16 protein-coding genes are annotated in these 19,510 nt (G+C 63.8%); all 16 read left to right on the top strand.

The window, feature by feature from the left end; all coding sequences use genetic code 11:
• The first annotated feature begins 15 nt into the window (after window positions 1-15).
• The 16 genes from ACXR2T_RS14030 to dnaE all read left to right on the top strand — a co-directional run bounded on the left by ACXR2T_RS14030 (window position 16) and on the right by dnaE (window position 19,306).
• Window positions 16-1,575: a Mur ligase family protein gene (locus ACXR2T_RS14030; protein ID WP_458840011.1), complete on the top strand. Its 1,560-nt coding sequence runs from the start codon at window positions 16-18 to the stop codon at window positions 1,573-1,575.
• On the top strand, window positions 1,572-2,981 hold the full coding sequence (locus tag ACXR2T_RS14025) for a UDP-N-acetylmuramoyl-tripeptide--D-alanyl-D-alanine ligase (protein ID WP_458840012.1): 1,410 nt from the start codon (window positions 1,572-1,574) through the stop codon (window positions 2,979-2,981). Before ACXR2T_RS14030 ends, ACXR2T_RS14025 begins: the two co-directional genes overlap by 4 nt.
• Window positions 2,978-4,063 (top strand): phospho-N-acetylmuramoyl-pentapeptide-transferase, encoded by a 1,086-nt coding sequence (mraY, locus tag ACXR2T_RS14020; protein ID WP_458815469.1) that lies wholly within the window; start codon window positions 2,978-2,980, stop codon window positions 4,061-4,063. The genes ACXR2T_RS14025 and mraY overlap by 4 nt, the downstream gene beginning before the upstream one ends.
• A 56-nt stretch (window positions 4,064-4,119) precedes the next feature.
• Complete coding sequence (murD, locus tag ACXR2T_RS14015) at window positions 4,120-5,610, top strand: UDP-N-acetylmuramoyl-L-alanine--D-glutamate ligase (RefSeq protein WP_458840014.1); 1,491 nt, start codon at window positions 4,120-4,122, stop codon at window positions 5,608-5,610.
• 5 nt (window positions 5,611-5,615) lie between these two features.
• Window positions 5,616-6,809, top strand: a complete 1,194-nt coding sequence (ftsW, locus tag ACXR2T_RS14010; RefSeq protein ID WP_458840016.1) for a putative lipid II flippase FtsW — start codon at window positions 5,616-5,618, stop codon at window positions 6,807-6,809.
• A gap of 3 nt (window positions 6,810-6,812) precedes the next feature.
• Complete coding sequence (locus ACXR2T_RS14005) at window positions 6,813-7,886, top strand: UDP-N-acetylglucosamine--N-acetylmuramyl-(pentapeptide) pyrophosphoryl-undecaprenol N-acetylglucosamine transferase (protein WP_458840018.1); 1,074 nt, start codon at window positions 6,813-6,815, stop codon at window positions 7,884-7,886.
• A 113-nt stretch (window positions 7,887-7,999) separates the two neighbouring features.
• The gene (gene murC, locus ACXR2T_RS14000; protein ID WP_458840020.1) at window positions 8,000-9,436 is read left to right on the top strand and encodes a UDP-N-acetylmuramate--L-alanine ligase; all 1,437 of its coding nucleotides are present in this window, start codon (window positions 8,000-8,002) and stop codon (window positions 9,434-9,436) included.
• 74 nt (window positions 9,437-9,510) lie between these two features.
• A complete protein-coding gene (locus tag ACXR2T_RS13995) occupies window positions 9,511-10,476 on the top strand; it encodes a cell division protein FtsQ/DivIB (RefSeq protein ID WP_458840022.1) in 966 nt (321 codons plus the stop codon).
• A 148-nt stretch (window positions 10,477-10,624) separates the two neighbouring features.
• On the top strand, window positions 10,625-11,845 hold the full coding sequence (ftsZ, locus tag ACXR2T_RS13990; RefSeq protein ID WP_458815481.1) for a cell division protein FtsZ: 1,221 nt from the start codon (window positions 10,625-10,627) through the stop codon (window positions 11,843-11,845).
• 6 nt (window positions 11,846-11,851) lie between these two features.
• Window positions 11,852-12,547: a YggS family pyridoxal phosphate-dependent enzyme gene (locus ACXR2T_RS13985; protein ID WP_458840023.1), complete on the top strand. Its 696-nt coding sequence runs from the start codon at window positions 11,852-11,854 to the stop codon at window positions 12,545-12,547.
• 31 nt (window positions 12,548-12,578) lie between these two features.
• The gene (locus ACXR2T_RS13980) at window positions 12,579-13,088 is read left to right on the top strand and encodes a cell division protein SepF (protein ID WP_458815485.1); all 510 of its coding nucleotides are present in this window, start codon (window positions 12,579-12,581) and stop codon (window positions 13,086-13,088) included.
• A 3-nt stretch (window positions 13,089-13,091) separates the two neighbouring features.
• Window positions 13,092-13,388 carry a YggT family protein gene (locus tag ACXR2T_RS13975; RefSeq protein WP_458815487.1) on the top strand — a complete coding sequence of 99 codons (297 nt, stop codon included), beginning with the start codon at window positions 13,092-13,094 and terminating at the stop codon, window positions 13,386-13,388.
• Between the two features lie 82 nt (window positions 13,389-13,470).
• A complete protein-coding gene (locus ACXR2T_RS13970; protein ID WP_458840025.1) occupies window positions 13,471-14,151 on the top strand; it encodes a DivIVA domain-containing protein in 681 nt (226 codons plus the stop codon).
• An 8-nt stretch (window positions 14,152-14,159) separates the two neighbouring features.
• Window positions 14,160-14,762, top strand: a complete 603-nt coding sequence (gene lspA, locus ACXR2T_RS13965; protein WP_458815491.1) for a signal peptidase II — start codon at window positions 14,160-14,162, stop codon at window positions 14,760-14,762.
• Window positions 14,749-15,666, top strand: a complete 918-nt coding sequence (locus tag ACXR2T_RS13960; RefSeq protein ID WP_458840026.1) for an RluA family pseudouridine synthase — start codon at window positions 14,749-14,751, stop codon at window positions 15,664-15,666. The genes lspA and ACXR2T_RS13960 overlap by 14 nt, the downstream gene beginning before the upstream one ends.
• Before the next feature lie 133 nt (window positions 15,667-15,799).
• Window positions 15,800-19,306: a DNA polymerase III subunit alpha gene (gene dnaE, locus ACXR2T_RS13955; RefSeq protein WP_458840030.1), complete on the top strand. Its 3,507-nt coding sequence runs from the start codon at window positions 15,800-15,802 to the stop codon at window positions 19,304-19,306.
• Window positions 19,307-19,510: the final 204 nt, after the last annotated feature.

Raw genomic sequence — 19,510 nt, 5'->3', positions numbered from 1 at the left:
AGGAGGCACCACCCCGTGAGTAATGCGCTCAGCATCCGTCCGCACGATCCATCGCCCGTTCCGCTCGCGGAGCTGGCCCGCAGATTCGAGCTGCGCGGCGCGACCCCCGAGACCCTCACTGATATCGCAGATGCCTATGTGACGGGTGTGTCATTGAACTCGCGAGACGTACGCAAGGGCGACCTGTATATCGGCATGCCAGGCGCGAACAGGCACGGCGCTGAATTCGCCAGCGCCGCTGCAGACAGTGGCGCGGCCGCTATGCTCACCGACGCGCGTGGCGCCGAACTTGCGGCGGGCGTGTCCCTGCCCGTCCTCGTGACTGACGTGCACCCGCGTAGCGTGATGGGCGAAATCTCGGCCGCGGTGTATGGCACCGACCAGTTTCCTGGGCTCCTGTGCGGCATCACTGGCACGAACGGCAAAACGAGCGTCGTGTACGTGCTCGCAGAGCTGATGCGCGCTGCGGGCCTCGTGCCCGGCCTGAGTTCAACCGCAGAGCGCCGCGTGGGCGACGAGGTAATCCCCGCCGACCTCACGAGCCCTGAATCGTGTGAACTGCACGGGCTGCTCGCGCGCATGGCCGAGCGCAGCGTCGAGGCGGTCGCCATTGAGGTGTCGGCGCAGGCCGTGGTGCGACACCGGCTTGATGGCGTGCACTTCGACGTAGTCGCGTTTAACAATTTCTCGCAGGATCACCTCGACGAGTTCGGTGACCTCGAGACTTACTTTGCGGCCAAGCTCGCGCTCTTCACCCCCGAGCATGCAACGCGTGGTGTGGTGGTCGTTGATTCACCCTACGGTCAGCGGATCGCGCGCGAATCGCAGATTCCGGTGACACGACTCGCGACCGAATTTGGGCAACAGGCCGACTGGCACCTCGCCGTCACCAGGCAAACGCTCGATGCGGTGTCGTTCGTGTTGCAGGGGCCAGAGGGTGCCCACTTTAGAGGCAGCGTGCCGTTGTTTGGCAAGTTCATGGCAGAGAACGCGGCGATTTCGCTGATCATGCTGCACGAAGCGGGGATCCCGCTCGCACAGATCGAGGCGGGTCTCGAGCGAGGCCGGATCCCGGTGTATATTCCGGGCCGCCTCGAGGAGATGACAACACCCGACACGACGGGGCCTCGATTCTTCGTCGACTACGGTCACACTCCGGGCTCATTCGAAGCGATGCTGGAGGCACTCGCTGAGGTCGCGCCGGGCAAAGTGATCTTTATGTTTGGTGCAGACGGCGACCGCGACACCACGAAGCGCGAAGAAATGGGTCGCATCGCGGCTGCGGGGTCAGACACGTTGATCGTGTGCGATTACCACCCGCGTTCTGAGCCGCCCGAGGCCATTCGCGCCCAGCTCATCGCGGGCGCGAAGGCTGCGCACCACGCAACAGTGATTGAGGAGGGCGATCCGCGCAAGGCCGTGCGTCTCGCCATTTCGCTTGCGGAGCCGGGTGACGTTATCCTGTATGCCGGTCCCGGACACGAGGACTATCAAGAAGTCGCGGGCCAAAAGCTTCCCTATTCAGCCCGCGACGAGGTACGCGCGGCGCTCCGCGAGGCAGGACTTCTCAAGTGATTGAACTCACCCTCCAGGAGGTTGCTGACGCAACGCGCGGGCGACTGATCGTTGGCACCAGCGGTGCCACCGGCGCCACAACCGTGCGCGGCGAGTCACAGACTGACTCGCGCGAGGTCACTCCGGGCAACATTTTCTTTGCCCGCCGGGGCGAAGAAACCGACGGGCACCTGTTTGCGGCTGGGGCCGTCGACGCGGGCGCAGCGCTGCTCATCGTTGAACGAGAAATCGATGCGCGAGTGCCGCAGATCGTCGTTACCGACGCCACCGATGCGCTCGGCGCGCTCGCGACCGAGGTTGTGCGCCGGGTACGCGCAAGCGACGACCTCAAGATCGTCGGCATCACCGGCTCCAACGGTAAAACCACCACCAAGAACCTTGTGGCGGCGATGGCCGAGCTCGTTGGCACGACGGTCGCCTCGGCGAAGTCGTTCAACAACGAGGTCGGCGGGCCGCTCACGATGCTGCGCGTGCAGCACGACACCCGCACACTGGTCGCCGAAATGGGCGCCAGCGGCGAGGGCGAGATCGCACGGCTCACCGCGATGGCACCGCCCCACATTGGCGTTGTGCTGTCTGTGGGGCTCGCGCACGCCGGCGAGTTTGGTGGCATTGAAACCACCTTCCGCACCAAGAGCGAGATGGTGCGAGACCTGCCCGAGACTGCGGTCGCGGTGCTCAACCGAGACGACGCCCGGGTAGCGAAGATGGCAGACCTGACGGCAGCGCGCGTGCGCTGGTTTGGCCGTCACCCCGAAGCAGAAGTGCGTGCGAGCGATGTAGATTCGTCGGCCGAGGGCACGCGCTTCACGCTGAACTATGCGGGTGAGAGCGTGCCCGTACACTTCCGCGTGCTCGGCGAGCATCACGTGATGAACGCGTTGGCCGCCGCGGCCGTGGGCATTGAACTGGGTTTGACACTCACGCAGATCGTGGGTGTGCTCGAAGCGGCGACGCTCGCGGCGCCCGGCCGCATGGAGGTGCTCGGGGGGCGCGACGGCATCACGATCATCAACGATGCCTACAACGCGAGCCCCGACTCGATGAGCGCCGCGCTGCGCACACTCGCCCAGGTGCGCAAGCCCGAGGGGCGCACCGTCGCCGTGCTCGGTGCAATGAGCGAACTCGGCGAGTTCACCATCCAGGAGCACATTCAGGTGGGACTGCAGGCCGTGCGCCTGCGCATTTCTGAGCTCGTCGTCGTGGGCAAAGAGGCCAGGCACCTGCACATCAGCGCCATCAACGAGGGCTCCTGGGACGGCGAGAGCGTGTTCTTTGAAACCCAAGACGAGGCCTACGAATACCTCACGCAGACGCTACGCGCGCACGACACCGTGATGGTCAAATCTTCAAACGCCGCGGGCCTACAGCGTCTCGGTGACCGACTCGGGGAGGCCTACGCATGATCGCGTTGCTCATTGCTGGCGGTTTCTCGCTGCTCTATTCGCTGCTATTGACGCCGCTGTTTGTGCGCGGTTTCAATAGGCTCCGTTGGGGGCAGCCGATTCGCGTCGACGGGCCGAAGGACCACGAGGTGAAGCGCGGCACGCCCACGATGGGCGGGCTGATCTTCTTGTCGGGCACCGTGATCGCGTACTTCGTGGGCAAACTGGTGATGGGGGAGACCCCAACGCCGTCGGCGCTGTTGGTGCTGCTCATGGCGGTGGGCGCAGGCCTCGTCGGGTTTATCGACGACTTTATGAAGACGCGCCAGCAGCAGTCGGCGGGGCTCGGCGGCTGGGCCAAGGTTGCGGGCCAGATCGCGATCGCAGTCTCGTTCGCCATGCTTGGCCTGCAGTTCGCAAACGAGAACGGGCTCACCCCCGCCTCAACGCACATCTCTATCTTCAGAGACCTGCCGTTTGACTTCATGATCTTCGGCCCCATCGCGGGCATCATCTTGTTCATCATCTGGGTGATGGTCATCGTAACGGCCACCACCAACGCTGTGAACGTCACAGACGGCCTCGACGGCCTCGCGGCTGGCGCCGCCATCTTCGCCTTCGGCTCCTACCTCGTGATTGGCTTCTGGCAGGCGGCGCAGGCCTGCGCCGCGACCGCCAACGAAGCGGGCTGCTACGACGTGCGTGACCCCATGGATCTCGCGGTCGTCGCGGCCGCGTTTCTCGGCGGCCTGGCCGGCTTCCTGTGGTGGAACACGAACCCGGCCCAGGTCTTCATGGGTGACACCGGATCAATGGGCATCGGCGGCGCGATCGCCGCGCTCGCGATTCTCACCCACACCGAGCTGCTGCTGCTGCTCATCGGCGGTCTTTTCATCATCGAGACCGGATCAGTGATTCTGCAGCGCATCTACTTCAAGATCACGAAGGGCAAGCGCATCTTCTTGATGAGCCCCATTCATCACCACTTCGAGCTCAAAGGCTGGGCCGAGGTGACGGTGGTCGTACGGTTCTGGCTCATTGCCGGGCTGTTTGTCGTGGTGGGCGTGGGCGCCTTCTACGGTGAGTGGCTGTTGCAGCAGTAGCAACAGTTGCAACGACCGATATCGCAGCGAACCAAGTTTCATCGACGGAGCAAGACATGACCGAACACACTTCATCCTCAGTGAACGCGGCGCACCGCGTCGCGCAGCTGTCAAGCTGGCATCACGACTGGAGCGGCCTGCGGGTCGCGGTGCTCGGCCTCGGTGTAACGGGCTTCTCGGTGGCTGACACCCTGGTGGAGCTGGGGGCGCGGGTGCGCGTGGTCTACGGCAGCCCTGATCCGGAGAGAGAGCGATTGCTCGATGTGATCGGAGCCGAGCGATTCACGGCAGCGGGCAATGATGAGCAGCTCGCGGACTTGCGCGCGTTCGCACCCGAGCTCGTGGTCGTGTCGCCCGGGTACCGCCCCGATCATCCGCTCACCACGTGGGCGGCCGAACAGGGCGTGCCGGTGTGGGGCGACATCGAGCTGGGATGGCGACTTCGTGACAAGACGCCGCGCGTCGCCGACTGGATCTGCATCACCGGCACAAACGGCAAGACGACTACCACCCAGCTCACGGCGCACATGCTGCAGGCGGCTGGCCTGCGGGTAACACCCGCGGGCAACATCGGCACGCCGATCCTCGATGCGCTGCGCGATCCGCAGGGGTACGACGTACTCGTGGTCGAGCTGTCGAGCTTTCAGCTTGAACGGCTGGGCGAGATCTCACCCTACGCGAGCGCATGCCTCAACTTTGCCGACGACCACCTCGACTGGCACGGCAGCGCGGAGGCTTACTGGGCCGCGAAAGCGCGCGTGTACGAGCACACTCAGGTCGCATGCGTCTACAACCGCATCGACGAAGCGACCGTGCGCATGGTCGAGGGCGCCGACGTGATCGAGGGCGCGCGCGCCATCAGCTTCGGCCTCGACGCACCGCCACCCAGCGGGTTCGGTGTGGTCGACGGGCTGCTGATCGACCGCGGATTTCATGCCGAGCGGCACTCGGAGGCCTTCGAACTGGTGACGCTCGAAGAGCTGGCGGGGCGGGGCATCGCCCAGCCACACATGGTGCAAAATGTGCTTGCCGCGAGCGCACTCGCGCGGGCACGCGGCGTCGAACCGGCTGAGATCGCGAGCGCGATCTTGAGCTTCGTGCCGGATCAGCACCGTGCCGAGCAGCTCGGCGCGATCGGCGGGGTTCAGTTCGTTGACGATTCGAAGGCAACAAATGCGCACGCGGCAGACGCGTCGTTGCGCGCGCTCGATGGTGTCGTCTGGATCGTAGGCGGGCTGCTGAAGGGCGTCGATATTGAGGCTCTCGTCGCGACACACGCTAATCGTCTGCGCGGGGCCGTGGTGATCGGTAAAGACCGCGGCGTCGTGCGCGCAGCGCTTGCCCGGCATCTGGGGGACAAGCCCGTCGTTGAAATCGTCGAAGACTCAGGCGACCCGGTGATGGTGGCCGCTGTGCAGGCCGCCGCCGAGATGGCGCAGCCCGGCGATACCGTGCTGCTCGCACCCGCGGCAGCATCCATGGACCAGTTCAGCGACTACGCCGCGCGCGGCCGCAGCTTCCAAGCCGCGGTGCGAGCGCTGGGATAATAGCCGTGCCCGCGACGAGCAGCGCCGGGAGCTGGCGAGCGCGCATACACCTGGGTGCCGCCCTCAAACCGGGCTCCGACCGCACGGTGGCGGCGCTGTACGGCATCACGCTGTTGCTCGTGGGCATCGGCCTGATCATGGTGCTCTCGTCATCGTCGATCACGTCGTACCTGAGCGACCAGGGTTTCTTTGGCGGGTTCTGGCGTCAGGCGACCTTCACCATCATCGGGCTGCCGCTGATGCTCATCGCGGCCGCCATGCCTGTCGCCTTCTGGAAGAAGTGGGCGTGGGGGTTTTTAGGCCTCGGCATCGCGCTGCAGCTCTTGGTGTTCACGCCCCTGGGCATCGAAGAATACGGCAACCGCAACTGGATTCAGATCGGTGCCATCAACGCACAGCCATCTGAAGCGCTCAAGCTCGCCCTAGTTGTGTGGATCGGCGCGGTGTTGCTGCGCAAAGAAAAGCTGCTGGGCAACATGTGGCACGAGCTGATCCCGGTCGTGTTGCCCGGCGCGATCGTTGCGCTGGGCGTCGTGCTCCTGGGGCACGACCTCGGCACCGTGATCATCATGGCTGCGCTCGTCATCGGTGCCATGTACTTTGGTGGCGTGAGCGGCAAGAGCTTGGGCGTCGTCTCGGGGTTGGGGCTCTTAGGCGTGCTGCTGTTCGTTGTCACCAGCAGCAACCGTATGGCGCGCCTGTTCGAACACGCTGGCGGCAGCGAAGATTACAGCGGTCTCGGCTGGCAGGCGACCCACGGCCTGTGGGCGCTCGCGGGCGGCGGTCTCTTCGGGGTCGGGCTTGGTAATTCGAAGGCCAAATGGTCCTGGCTACCGGCCGCAGACAACGACTATATTTTTGCGATCATCGGTGAGGAACTCGGGCTCATCGGTGCGCTGCTCGTCATCGCACTGTTCGTTGTGCTCACCGTCGTGATGCTGCGCGTGATCTCTCGGGCCAGGGATCGCTTCGGTAAGGCAGTGGTCGGCGGCGTGCTCGTATGGATCGTGGGCCAGGCCTTCGTCAACATCGGCGTGGTGATCGGTATTTTCCCGGTGCTCGGTGTGCCCCTCCCGCTCATTAGCGCGGGTGGCACCGCCCTCATCGCCTGCCTCCTCGCAATAGGCGTCGTCATATCGATTGCCCGCGACGGTGCGGCTTACCAGCAAGAACTCGCCCAGATGAACGGAAGGAAATAGGTCATGACGAACTACCTGCTCGCGGGCGGTGGCACCGCAGGCCACGTCAACCCCCTGCTCGCGCTCGCAGACCTCATTCGCGCGACCGAGCCAGACGCGACCATCACCGTGCTTGGCACGCGCGAGGGGCTCGAAGCGCGGCTCGTGCCCGAGCGCGGCTACGAGCTCGTGACGATCGAACGCCTGCCCTTCCCGCGCCGACCCAATGCGGCCGCGCTCAAGTTTCCGGGCCGCTTCGCGCGTGCAGTGAGGCAGACTCGTGCGCTCATCAGGGACCGCAAGATCGACGTGATTGTTGGCTTTGGCGGGTACGCTGCGGCCCCCGCATATCGCGCGGGCGCAAAGGAGCGCACCCCCATCGTGATCCACGAGGCCAACGCCAAACCCGGCCTCGCGAACAAGCTGGGGGCGCGAGCGACCAGATTCGTGGGCGTGACCTTCCCAGGCACTCCGATCCGGCACGCGCGCGTGACCGGCATGCCGCTGCGACCCGAAATCACGGGTCTTGACCGTGCAAGCCTCGCCGCGAGCGCGCGCGAACACTTTGGGCTTGAACCGGGCACGCGCACGCTGCTTGTCACGGGTGGGTCGCTCGGCGCGCGCGCCATCAATGAGGGCATCTCAGGATCGGCTGAGGCGATTACCGCGGCTGGCGTGCAGGTGCTGCACATCTGGGGCGGGCTCACCGAGGTGCAGGATCCGGGTGTTCAGGGGTACAGCGTGCTCGAATACTGCGACCGCATGGATCTGGCTCTCGCAGCCTGCGACCTCGCTGTGTCGCGCGCCGGATCAACGACCGTGAGTGAACTGGCCGGACTCGGCGTGCCTGCCGTGTTCGTGCCCTATAGCCACGGTAACGGTGAGCAGCGGTTCAACGCCGCGAGCGTGGTGCACGCCGGTGGCGCGCTGCTTGTGGAAGACGGTGTGCTTGGACCCGACTGGGTCAGGGGCACCCTGCTGCCGCTGATCACGGACGACGCGCGGCTCGCCGAGATGTCGAAGCGCGCTCGCGGCGCTGGCTCACTCGACGGAACTGAGCGGTTGCTCGCGCTCGTACACGAGGCAGCGCGCAGCTGAGCTGAGGTTCGAGCGTAGCCGCGCCGCCGAGCTCACGAATCTGACAGAGAGCGGGCAGAATCGCGAGCTCGGCGCGGTACGCTGGAGTGTCAGCTGACCCGCTAGGAGCGCACATGATCTACCCCGATCTCGAAATGGAAATCCCCGACAACCTTGGTCGGGTGCACTTCGTTGGGATCGGGGGCTCGGGCATGAGCGGTATTGCCCGCATGCTGCACCAGGCCGGTGTCACCGTCACGGGCTCGGATCGAAGCGCCAACTACTCGACCGAGGCGCTCGAGGCTATCGGCATCAAAGTGTTCATCGGTCACGCGGCCGAGCATGTGGGCGACGCAGACACGCTGGTCGTTACCGGCGCGCTGTGGCAAGACAACCCCGAGTACCAGTACGCGCTCGCACACGGGCTACCCGTGCTGCACCGATCGCAAGCGCTCGCGTGGCTTGCGCGGGGCAAGCGCGTCGTCTCGGTCGCGGGCGCACACGGTAAAACGACCTCAACGGGCCTCGTCGTGACGGGATTGCTCGGCGCAGGCGCCGATCCCTCGTTCGTCAACGGCGGCATCATCGAGAGCCTCGGCGTCTCGGCCGCCCCGGGGTCAGACGAGCTATTCGTGATCGAGGCAGATGAGTCAGACAAGTCTTTCTTGCTGTATGACACCTCGATCGCGCTCATCACCAACGTAGACCCCGAGCACCTCGACTTCTACGGATCGCGCGAGGCGTTCATGCAGGCGTTTGTCGATTTCGCGTTGGCAGCGCGTGAACAGATCGTCATCTCGAGCGACGACCCGGGGGCCCTTGAAGTGCTTGACGCGCTGCGCCAGACAGACGCCCATGCCCACGTGCGTACCTTCGGCGAAGACCCGGCGGCAGACGTGCGGCTACTCGACGTTGACGACTCGGGCCCGGTTAAATTCACCGTTGAACTCAAGAACGGTCACGGCGAGCTCGAACAGCACAGCGCGCAGCTGTCGGTGTACGGCAAGTACAACGCCGTCAACGCGGTGGGCGCACTCGCTGTACTCACCGGCCTGGGATTTGATGCGGGAGAAGCGCTTGCCGCGATCGCGCAGTTCGGTGGCACGAAGCGACGATTCGAGTTTCACGCCGACGTCGCGGGCGTACGCGTGTACGACGACTACGCGCACCACCCGACCGAGGTTGCTGCACTGCTGGAGTCGGCGCGAGCAGTCGTGGGGGAGGGCCGCCTCATTGCGATCCACCAGCCCCACCTCTACAGCCGCACGAGTCTGTTTCACCGTGAGTTTGCCGAAGCCCTCGAAACATGGGCAGACCACACGGTCGTACTCGCGGTTGATGGCGCGCGCGAGGATCCCGTGGAAGGCGTGACCGGCGCACTCGTTTCGAACGATTTCACTGACCCGGGCCGCGTCGCGTACGTGCCAGAGTGGGCTGACGCTGCCGAGTATCTCGCACGTATCGCTCGCCCCGGTGACGTGATGGTGACTATGAGCTGTGGATCTGTCTACCGCATCATTCCACAGGTCGTAGACGCGTTGCGCGCACGATTCGAGCCCGAGGGCGTGTGAAACGCCCGGGCGGGTTTGATCGAGAACCCGAACCGCCCCTTGCGCCGACGTCGAGGGAGGAACACGACGCGCCGGTGACCGAGGGGGGCACCGTCGACGAGTCGACGCACGCTGAGACGGCCGCTGGTGCGCCCCCGGAGTCGCCGCTCCAGGGCGACCGCGCTGACGGCGGGAAAACGACCCCTGGGGTTGTTGCGACGGTGACGGGGGACGTACGTACGGGAGTCTCGCGCGCGCTGACCTGGGTAGGTGTCGGGGCACCGAAGGATCCGGTGCGTGCCGCCGATAGGCGCCTGCGCCAGGCCGCGCGCGCCAGACGCCGCAGTGAGCGTCGAGAACGTCGCCGTTTCGCCGATCAACTGCGCAAGCAGCGCCGTGGCCTGCTCGTCGCGGGAGGAACTATTGCGGCACTCGCACTGTTTGTTGCCCTCTGCGCGTTTACGCCGTTGACCGCGGTGCGTGACGTGCAGGTTTCAGGGGCGGCGGCAGTGCCCGAGGCTGACCTGCATCGCGCGCTCTCACGGTTTGAAGGTGTCCCGCTCGCTCTCGTCGACGACGGCGAGGTGCACGCTGCGCTCGAGGTGTTTCCGCTCATCCAGCGGTACAAGGTGGAGCGTGTTCCGCCGCATACCCTGCGCGTACAGGTAGAGGAACGGCTGCCCGTCATCGCTATTGAGAGTGACGGCGGGTTTGATCACTTCGACGCTGCCGGGGTAAAAGTGGGGGTGAGTGAGGGCGCCACCGAGGGCGTGCCCGTTGGTCAGGGCGCGATTAGCGATCTCGCCTCGCCCGCGTTCGGCGAGGCCGCGCGCATCATTCGTGACATACCCACCGACCTGCGGGCTCAGGTGAGCACCGTCGAAGCGTCAGGGCCGCAAGACATCACATTGATCTTGACAAGCGGCCTGCGCGTGGCGTGGGGTGATGACACGCACACGGCACGCAAGGCGGTCGTGCTGCAGACAATGCTGGGCGCGCTGGGCGATCGCCCGCTCGAGCTCATAGATGTGTCGTCCCCAGACGCACCCGTGTTTCGGTAACCGACTACATGAATTCGCGCATAATGTCGGATGGCGCGGCGTGTCTGATGCATGTGGGCCTGTAAAACCCCTAGCGTTAGGCCAGAAACGTATACAGCTATACTAACTTTTAACTTCAGGTAGAGGTTGAAGGTTGGAGGGGATTCACGTGGCAGCGAACCAGAACTACCTCGCGGTGATCAAGGTCGTCGGTGTGGGCGGCGGCGGCGTGAATGCCGTCAATCGGATGATCGAGCTCGGCCTGCGCGGGGTCGAGTTCATCGCCGTAAACACTGACGCCCAAGCGCTCCTTGCGAGCGACGCCGACGTGAAGCTTGATGTCGGCCGTGAGCTCACGCGCGGGCTTGGCGCGGGCGCCGACCCCGAGGTGGGTCGTCGCGCTGCTGAGGACCACGCCGAGGAGATCGAGGAGGCGCTAGCTGGCGCCGACATGGTGTTCGTTACGGCGGGCGAGGGTGGCGGTACCGGCACTGGTGCCGCACCCGTTGTGGCGCGCATTGCAAAGTCGATCGGGGCGCTCACGATTGGTGTGGTGACCAGGCCGTTTAGCTTTGAGGGTAAGCGTCGCGCGGCGCAGGCCGACGCTGGCGTGCACACGCTGCGCGAAGCGGTCGACACGCTCATCGTTGTGCCGAATGACCGGCTGCTCGACATCAGTGAGCCCGGCATTAGCATGATCGAGGCATTCGCGGCGGCCGACCAGGTGCTCCTGGCGGGCGTGTCTGGCATCACTGACCTCATCACCACGCCGGGTCTCATCAACCTCGACTTTGCCGACGTGAAGTCAGTGATGCAGGGGGCCGGGTCTGCCCTGATGGGTATCGGCTCGGCGCGGGGCGCGGATCGCGCGATCAAGGCTGCTGAGCTTGCGGTCGCCTCACCCCTACTCGAAGCTTCCGTTGAAGGAGCCCACGGAGTGCTCTTGTCCATCCAGGGCTCCTCGAACCTCGCGCTGAGCGAGATATATGAAGCCTCGACGCTCGTGCAAGACGTCGTGCACCCCGAGGCCAACATCATTTTCGGCACGGTCATCGACGACACGCTCGGGGACGAAGTGCGTGTGACCGTGATCGCTGCCGGCTTTGACGACGACGGCTCGCCCACACCCGCGGTCGTGCCCGAACGCGGGCGTCGCGGTAGTCACGTGGAGCGGCTTGAAGACGTGCCAGCTCCCGTCGCTTCAGAGGCTACCGGGCTCGGTTTTCCCGGCTTCAAAACCACGCCGCAGCGCGAAGCTGAGAACCGAGCGCCTGCCACGGGTCAGTTCGGTGAGGTGCTTTCGAACCCCCCGGTTGAAGCGCAGCTCCCTGATCCGGCCTTCGACGGCGACGATGATGATGACCTCGACATCCCCGAGTTTCTGCGGTAAAAGGCGATGACAGAGGTGGCTTCACCCGCGTACCCGGGGTTGGGCAACAGGTTAGCGCTGATCCGGAGCGAGATCGCAGGCGCGTGCCGCGATGCCGGGCGCGCGCCCGAGAGCACCACGCTCATTGTGGTGACCAAGTTTCACCCGGCGAGCCTCGTTCGTGAGCTCGCCGGGCTCGGCGTGCACGACGTTGGCGAGAACAGGCACCAAGAGGCGCAAGATAAGGCCGCGGAGCTCGCAGATCTCGATCTGAACTGGCACTTTATTGGACAGCTGCAGACCAAGAAGGCTCGGCAGGCCGCCCGGTATGCCAGCGCAATCCATTCGATTGATCGAGAACGGCTCGTTGACGCGCTCGCGCAGGGCGACCGGGTGATCGACGCGTTCGTGCAGGTCAACCTCACCGATGATCCGGGACGAGGGGGCGTTGCCCCCGCCGAGCTCGAGCGACTCGCCGAGCGAGTGCTGGAGGCCCCGGCCCTGCGCCTTCGCGGCGTGATGGCGGTCGCGCCGCTTGAAGAATCGCCCGAGAGTGCATTTACACGCCTTGCCAAATACTCAGAGCGGGTGCGGGCACTCGCGCCCGAGGCGACCGACATCTCTGCGGGAATGACGCACGATTTTGCCGCGGCGATCGCGGCCGGGGCGACACACCTGCGCATCGGCAGCGCAATCACAGGCAAACGACCAGAGCACCTGTAGTCTCGTACCATCGCACCGTTGGGAGATAACGATGAGCAACCCACTAAAGAAGACCATGGTGTTCCTGGGCCTCGCTGAGGAGGACCTCGAGGGGCAGCAGGCAACGACGACACCGTCTCGGCCTGAAAAGGTGACGAGTGCTGCGTCGTCCTCGACGACGTCTGCTGCCGAGCCTGCTCGTGCGGCGCAACCCAAGGCTGCCGCGGTGACCCCGCTGCGGCGTGTGACACCCGCCCGGCAGGCTGCGCCGCAGCCCATGAGTGAGATCTTCACGATGCGTCCCACGGCGTACAGTGACGCTACAGTCATTGCCGAGAACTTTCGCGAGGGTGTGCCGGTGATCATGAACCTCTCTGCGATGCCCGATGGCGATGCGAAGCGGCTCATTGACTTTGCGAGCGGCCTCACGCTTGGGCTCCACGGCAGCATCGAGCGGGTCACCAGCAAGGTGTTCTTGCTGACGCCAGAGCACATTGAAATTGCGGGCGAGGACTCTGTGCGCGATGAGAGTGGCTCCTTCTTCGTTACTCCGACGGCGTAACAGGTGGAGGTTGTTTTCGCGATCGGCACGGTTCTGCGGCTGGCGATTCGGCTCTTTATTATTGTGCTGTGGGCGAGACTCATCATCGACTGGGTGATGATTTTTAGCCGCAACTTTCGTCCGCGCGGTGCGGTCGCTGTACTGGTTGAGCTGGTCTACAGTGCGACAGACCCGCCCATCAAGATGTTTCGTAAACTCCTGCCACCCATCAGGCTGGGCCAGGTGTCCATCGACCTGGGCTGGATCCTCACGCTCGTAAGCTGCTGGATTCTGCTCGCCATCATTCCCGGCTTCGCATAGCGCGCCGTGCACAAACGGTGCGTTATTTGCTAGCGTAGCTTGTAGACCACGCGGGTGGTCCCGAATCGAAAGAGACGTAACCATGGCCTTGACTCCAGAAGATGTCGTGAATCAGAAATTCACGATCACCAAGTTTCGTGACGGCTACGATCTGGATCAGGTCGATGACTTTCTCGACCAGATTGTCGAAATGCTGCGCGAGCACGACGAAGAGAAGACCGCGCTCAAGCAAGAGATCGATGAGCTGACAGCGAAGCTCGCCGCATGCGAAGCTGGCGCTGGCGTCCCTGCCGCTGACGTGTCAGAGCAGACGATTGTCGTTGAGGCCCCTGCGCCTGCTCCTGTGCCGGAGCCCGCCCCTGCTGCCGAGCCCGCGCCGGTTGTCGCAGCGGCTGGTGGTACGCAGCCCGACGCGATCAAGTCGAGCGCTATGCTGCAGCTCGCGCTCGAGCTGCACGACAAGCACGTGCACGAGGGTGAGACGACCCGCGATCGCCTCATCAACGAGGCCGAGAACAAGCGTGATCAGATGATCAACGACGCAGAGCGTACCGCGAAGCAGCTGGTGCAGGACGCCCAGGAGCAGCGTGCAGAAGAGCTGCGCATTCTTGGTGACGAGCGCAGCGACCTGCAGTTCAAGATCAAGGATCTGCGCCAGTTCGAAGGCGAGTACCGTTCGACGCTGCGCTCGTACATTCAGTCGCAGCTGCGCGGACTCGACGGTTCGCCCGAGCCCTCGGGCGCTCCCGAGGGTCTCCAGTAGTACCCCGGGTGAGCACGTCTCAAACGACTGCGCGGTCTCGCCGCGGGTGGCACGTTCCCGTGCTGCTCGCGGCGATTGCCGCGCTCGTGCTTACGGTCGACCAGGTCGCGAAGAACTGGGTCGTCGCACACCTCGTTGAGGGGCAAACTGTGCCCGTCCTGGGTGACTTTTTGCGCTGGCACTTTGTGCGCAACCCCGGCGCCGCATTTTCGATGGCCAGCGGCTCGACCTGGATCTTTACGATCTTGGCGGTCGCTGTCGTCGTCGTGATCTTGTGGCAGCTGCGACGGCTACGGTCGTGGCCCTGGGCGGTCTTTTTGGGGCTTCTGCTCGGTGGTGTGCTCGGTAACCTCACCGATCGTCTCACCCGCGAGCCAGGCTTTCCAGAGGGCCACGTGATTGATTTCATCTCAACACCGTGGATGTGGCTGGGTTTTCCAGAGGCTATCTACAACATTGCAGACATCGCGATTGTCAGCGGAATGGTGTTGTTCGTCGTGATTACACTGATCGGTCTGCCGATCGACGGGACCGGGCGACATGGTGGCGCAGGTCAAGCTGATGAGGCCGCTGAGGGCGACCCTCAAGAAGGATCGAATGCAACACCGTAGTCTCCCTGTTCCCGATGGTCTGGCGGGCGTTCGCGTTGACGCAGCGCTCGCGAAACTGATGGGCTTCTCACGCAGTTTTGCTGTCGAAATAGTGCAGGCGGGTGGCGTGCTGCTTGACGGCCGCGCGCTCGCAAAATCTGATCGACTCTCGGCGGGCTCATGGCTTGAAGTGTCGTGGGAAGAGAAGCGCGGCCCAGAAATAGTGCCCGTGCACCTCCCAGAGCTCGGCATTATTCACGACGATGAAGACATCGTCGTGATTGATAAGCCCGCCGGCGTGGCCGCCCACCCCTCACTCGGGTGGGAAGGGCCCACCGTGCTTGGGGCACTCGCGGGCGCGGGTTTTCGGATCGCTACCTCTGGTCCTCCCGAGCGACAGGGGATTGTGCACAGGCTCGACGCAGGCACGAGCGGGCTCATGGTGGTTGCCAAGAGTGAGCGCGCATACTCCGATCTCAAGCGTGCGTTCAAAGCGCGCGAGGTGGACAAGATTTACCACACGGTAGTTCAGGGACACCCTGATCCGTTTGCGGGCACCATTGAAGGTGCCATCGGCCGGCACCCCGGCCACGAATGGAAGTTCGCTGTTACGAGCGACGGTAAGCCATCAGTCACCCACTACCAAACGCTTGAAGCGTTTCCGTATGCGACCCTCCTCGAAGTGCAACTTGAAACGGGCCGCACCCACCAGATTCGCGTGCACATGTCAGCGCAGCGGCACCCGTGCGTGGGGGACTCGATGTATGGGGCCGACCCGACCCTGACCGAACGGCTGGGGCTCACGCGCCAGTGGCTGCACGCTATGCGGCTCGGGTTTAGGCACCCGGGTACGGGGCTGCTCGTCGAATACGAAAGCGTGTACCCAGCTGACCTTCAGCACGCACTCGACGTTCTCGCTGTGTGAGGCCCGCGCGGGCGTAAAGCGTACCGCGTAACTCCAGCGCCGCCGCGGTACCCTTGAGGGTAATGGCGAGAGGGGCCCGATAGTGGCGGTTGATGACGGCTTCGTGCACCTGCACGTGCACAGCGAGTATTCGATGCTTGACGGAGCGGCCCGTGTCGGCCCGCTCATGAAAGCGACCGCGGAGCAGGGTATGACGGCGGTGGCCGTGACCGATCACGGTAACACTTTCGGTGCGTTCGACTTCTGGCGCACGGCTCGCGACAACGGTGTGAAGCCGATTATCGGCATCGAGGCCTACCTCACGCCGGGCACACACCGCAGCGATCGGAGCCGGGTGCGCTGGGGTTCGGGCGGCGGCGACGACGTTTCGGGCGGCGGCGCGTACACCCACATGACGCTGCTCAGCGAGACGACCGCCGGAATGCACAACCTGTTTCGGCTATCGAGCCTGTCGTCCATCGAGGGGCAGTACTTCAAGCCGCGCATGGACCGCGAACTGTTACAAACATACGGTAAGGGGCTCATCGCCACGACCGGCTGCCCGTCGGGTGAGATCCAAACTCGCATTCGCTTGGGTCAGCTAAAAGAGGCGCGCGAGGCCGCGGCAGACTTTCAAGACATCTTCGGCAAAGAGAACTTCTTCTGTGAACTGATGGATCACGGACTCGATATCGAGCGCCGTGTCAAGCTCGATCTTCTCGAGATCGCGAAAGACCTGAAGATTCCGCTCGTGGCGACGAACGATCTGCACTACGTCCACGAGGCAGACGCCGAGGCACATTCGGCGCTGCTGTGCGTGCAGTCGGGTTCGAGACTCGACGACCCCAACCGATTCCAGTTCAGTGGATCCGGATACTACCTGAAGAGCGCCGCAGAGATGCGGCACATCTTTCGCGAGCTGCCCGAGGCCTGTGACAACACGCTGCTGATTGCCGAGCGCTGCGACGTCGAGTTCAACACCAAAGCAAACTACATGCCGCACTATCCCGTGCCGCAGGGCGAATCAGAGGACAGCTGGTTCGTGAAAGAGGTCGAGAGCGGGCTGCACTACCGCTACCCCGGGGGGATCCCCGACGCGGTGCGCAAACAAGCCGAGTACGAGATCGGGGTCATCACGCAGATGGGCTTCCCCGGCTACTTCCTCGTCGTGGCCGACTTCATCAACTGGTCTAAGAACAATGGGATCCGGGTGGGCCCGGGCCGCGGTTCAGGCGCCGGATCGATGGTCGCTTACGCCATGCGCATCACCGACCTCGACCCGCTGCAACACGGGCTCATCTTCGAGCGGTTCTTGAATCCCGACCGCGTGTCCATGCCCGACTTCGATGTCGACTTCGATGATCGCCGTCGCGGCGAGGTCATCAAGTACGTGACCGAGAAGTACGGCGACGAGCGCGTGGCTCAAATTGTCACGTACGGCACGATTAAATCGAAACAGGCGCTCAAGGACGCCTCGCGCGTACTGGGCTTCCCGTTCGGTATGGGTGAGAAGCTGACAAAGGCGATGCCGCCCGCTGTCATGGCGAAAGACATTCCACTCTCGGGCATCACCGACCCGAAGCATGCCCGATACAAAGAAGCGGCCGAGTTTCGTGCCGTGATCGACACCGACGCCGAGGCAAAGCAGGTGTACGAGACGGCGCTCGGACTCGAGGGGCTGAAGCGTCAGTGGGGCGTGCACGCCGCTGGCGTGATCATGTCGAGCGACCCACTGATCGACATCATCCCGCTCATGAAGCGTGAGCAAGACGGCCAGATCGTGACCCAGTTTGATTACCCGACCTGTGAGGGACTCGGGCTCATCAAGATGGACTTCTTGGGCTTGCGTAACCTCACGATTATCTCTGATGCGCTCGAGAACATTCGCCTCAACCGCGGTGAAGAGCTCGACCTCGAGAGGCTTGAACTCGACGACACCGCATCGTATGAGCTGCTGGCCCGTGGTGACACGCTGGGCGTGTTTCAGCTCGATGGTGGCCCCATGCGAGGCCTTCTGCGTCTCATGAAGCCCGATAACTTTGAAGATATCTCGGCAGTGCTCGCGCTGTATCGTCCCGGCCCGATGGGCGCGGACTCGCACACCAATTATGCGCTGCGCAAAAACGGGCTGCAGCCCATCACCCCGATTCACCCTGAACTCGAGGAACCGCTCAAAGATGTGCTGAGCACAACCTATGGCCTCATCATCTACCAAGAGCAGGTGATGTCGATCGCGCAGAAGGTCGCGGGATTCTCACTGGGCCAGGCAGACATTTTGCGCCGCGCCATGGGCAAAAAGAAGAAGTCTGAGCTCGACAAACAGTATGCGGGCTTCAGCGGGGGCATGCGCGAGCGCGGCTTCTCGGATCCAGCGATCAAAGCGCTGTGGGACATTCTGCTGCCCTTCTCTGACTACGCCTTTAACAAGGCCCACTCGGCCGCCTATGGCGTGGTGAGCTACTGGACGGCCTACCTGAAAGCGCACTACCCGGCCGAGTACATGGCGGCGCTTCTGACGAGCGTGGGGGATTCGAAAGACAAGCTTGCGCTGTACCTCAACGAGTGCCGCCACATGGGTATCAAAGTACTGCCACCCGCGGTGAATGACTCGTTTGCTGACTTCTCGGCGGTGGGCTCAGACATTCGGTTCGGCCTGGGCGCGATTCGTAACGTGGGTGGCCACGTCGTCGAAGCGATTCGTACCGCCCGAGAAAAAGACGGTGCGTTCGAGAGCTTCCATGACTTTCTCAAGAAGGTTGCGATCCCGGCTCTCAACAAGCGCACCATTGAGTCGCTTATTAAGGCCGGGGCTTTCGACGGCCTCGGGGGCACCAGGCGCGCGCTCGTCGAGATCCACGAGACCGCGATTGAGAGCGCAGTCAAAGAAAAGCGCGACGCCGAAAAGGGTAACGTCGGGTTTGACTTCGACAGCCTCTTCGCAGAGGTGGCTGAAGAGCAGGGTGAACCGGAGCCGGTGTCGCAGGTACCAGATCGACCCGAATGGACGAAGAAGGACAAGCTCGCCTTCGAACGCGAAATGCTGGGGCTGTACGTATCGGATCACCCGTTGCGCGGCCTTGAACAGGCGATCTCAAAGGAAGCTTCAGCGACCGTTGCACAGATTACCAACCCCGACGCGATGGCGGGGATGGACGGCGAAATTGTGACAGTGGCGGGGTTGCTTACCAGCGTGGAACACCGCACCGCCAAGTCTGGCAATCTGTACGGCATGGCGACGGTCGAAGACTTCTCGGGTGAGATCCAAGCGCTGTTTATGGGTAAGTCTTACCAAGAGTTTGGGAATTTGCTGCAGGCCGACACCATTGTGGCGCTGCGAGGCAAGCTCAAGGCCCGCGACGACGGCATGTCCATGCATGCCTACGGGGTAAAGCCGATTGACGCGGTGGTACAAGACGACGCGACGACTCTAACGCTGACACTGTCAGACACGAAGGCCACTGAGGAATTGATGGAGGAGCTCAAACGAACCCTGGGGCGCCACCGCGGCGACAGTGAGGTGCGGCTCAACCTACTCACCGCCACGGCGGTGCGCGTGTTCGAAGTGCCGCTGCAGGTGCGGGTGTCAGCTGACCTGTTTGGTGAACTCAAGGGGCTGCTCGGCCCGCGCTGTCTGCTGCCACTCGAGGAGCTCATCGCGTAGCGGCTTCGGTGTGAGGGTACGGCGGTATCATCCTGCGCGGAGCGAGCTTGCGGCGGACCCTCCTGTCATCCTGCGCGGAGCGAGTTTGCGACGCACCCACCCGGTCATCCTGGGTACTCCCCTCCCTGTCATCCTGATATGGAGATCGATTTGTCAAGTGGGCAGGGGAAAACGCCGCCAGACTGGCTGCCTAGCGGCGTTTCA

The sequence above is a fragment of the Leucobacter faecis genome (genome assembly GCF_054456635.2).
This window is presented reverse-complemented; position numbering and strand designations above follow the sequence as displayed.

What these genes read in the sequence shown, in the direction of transcription:
- mraY (WP_458815469.1), top strand. Translation starts at nt 2,978, where the DNA reads ATGATCGCGTTGCTCATTGCTGGCGGTTTCTCGCTGCTCTATTCGCTG.
- murD (WP_458840014.1), top strand. Translation starts at nt 4,120, where the DNA reads ATGACCGAACACACTTCATCCTCAGTGAACGCGGCGCACCGCGTCGCG.
- ACXR2T_RS14005 (WP_458840018.1), top strand. Translation starts at nt 6,813, where the DNA reads ATGACGAACTACCTGCTCGCGGGCGGTGGCACCGCAGGCCACGTCAAC.
- murC (WP_458840020.1), top strand. Translation starts at nt 8,000, where the DNA reads ATGATCTACCCCGATCTCGAAATGGAAATCCCCGACAACCTTGGTCGG.
- ACXR2T_RS13985 (WP_458840023.1), top strand. Translation starts at nt 11,852, where the DNA reads ATGACAGAGGTGGCTTCACCCGCGTACCCGGGGTTGGGCAACAGGTTA.
- ACXR2T_RS13980 (WP_458815485.1), top strand. Translation starts at nt 12,579, where the DNA reads ATGAGCAACCCACTAAAGAAGACCATGGTGTTCCTGGGCCTCGCTGAG.
- ACXR2T_RS13970 (WP_458840025.1), top strand. Translation starts at nt 13,471, where the DNA reads ATGGCCTTGACTCCAGAAGATGTCGTGAATCAGAAATTCACGATCACC.
- ACXR2T_RS13960 (WP_458840026.1), top strand. Translation starts at nt 14,749, where the DNA reads ATGCAACACCGTAGTCTCCCTGTTCCCGATGGTCTGGCGGGCGTTCGC.
- dnaE (WP_458840030.1), top strand. Translation starts at nt 15,800, where the DNA reads ATGCTTGACGGAGCGGCCCGTGTCGGCCCGCTCATGAAAGCGACCGCG.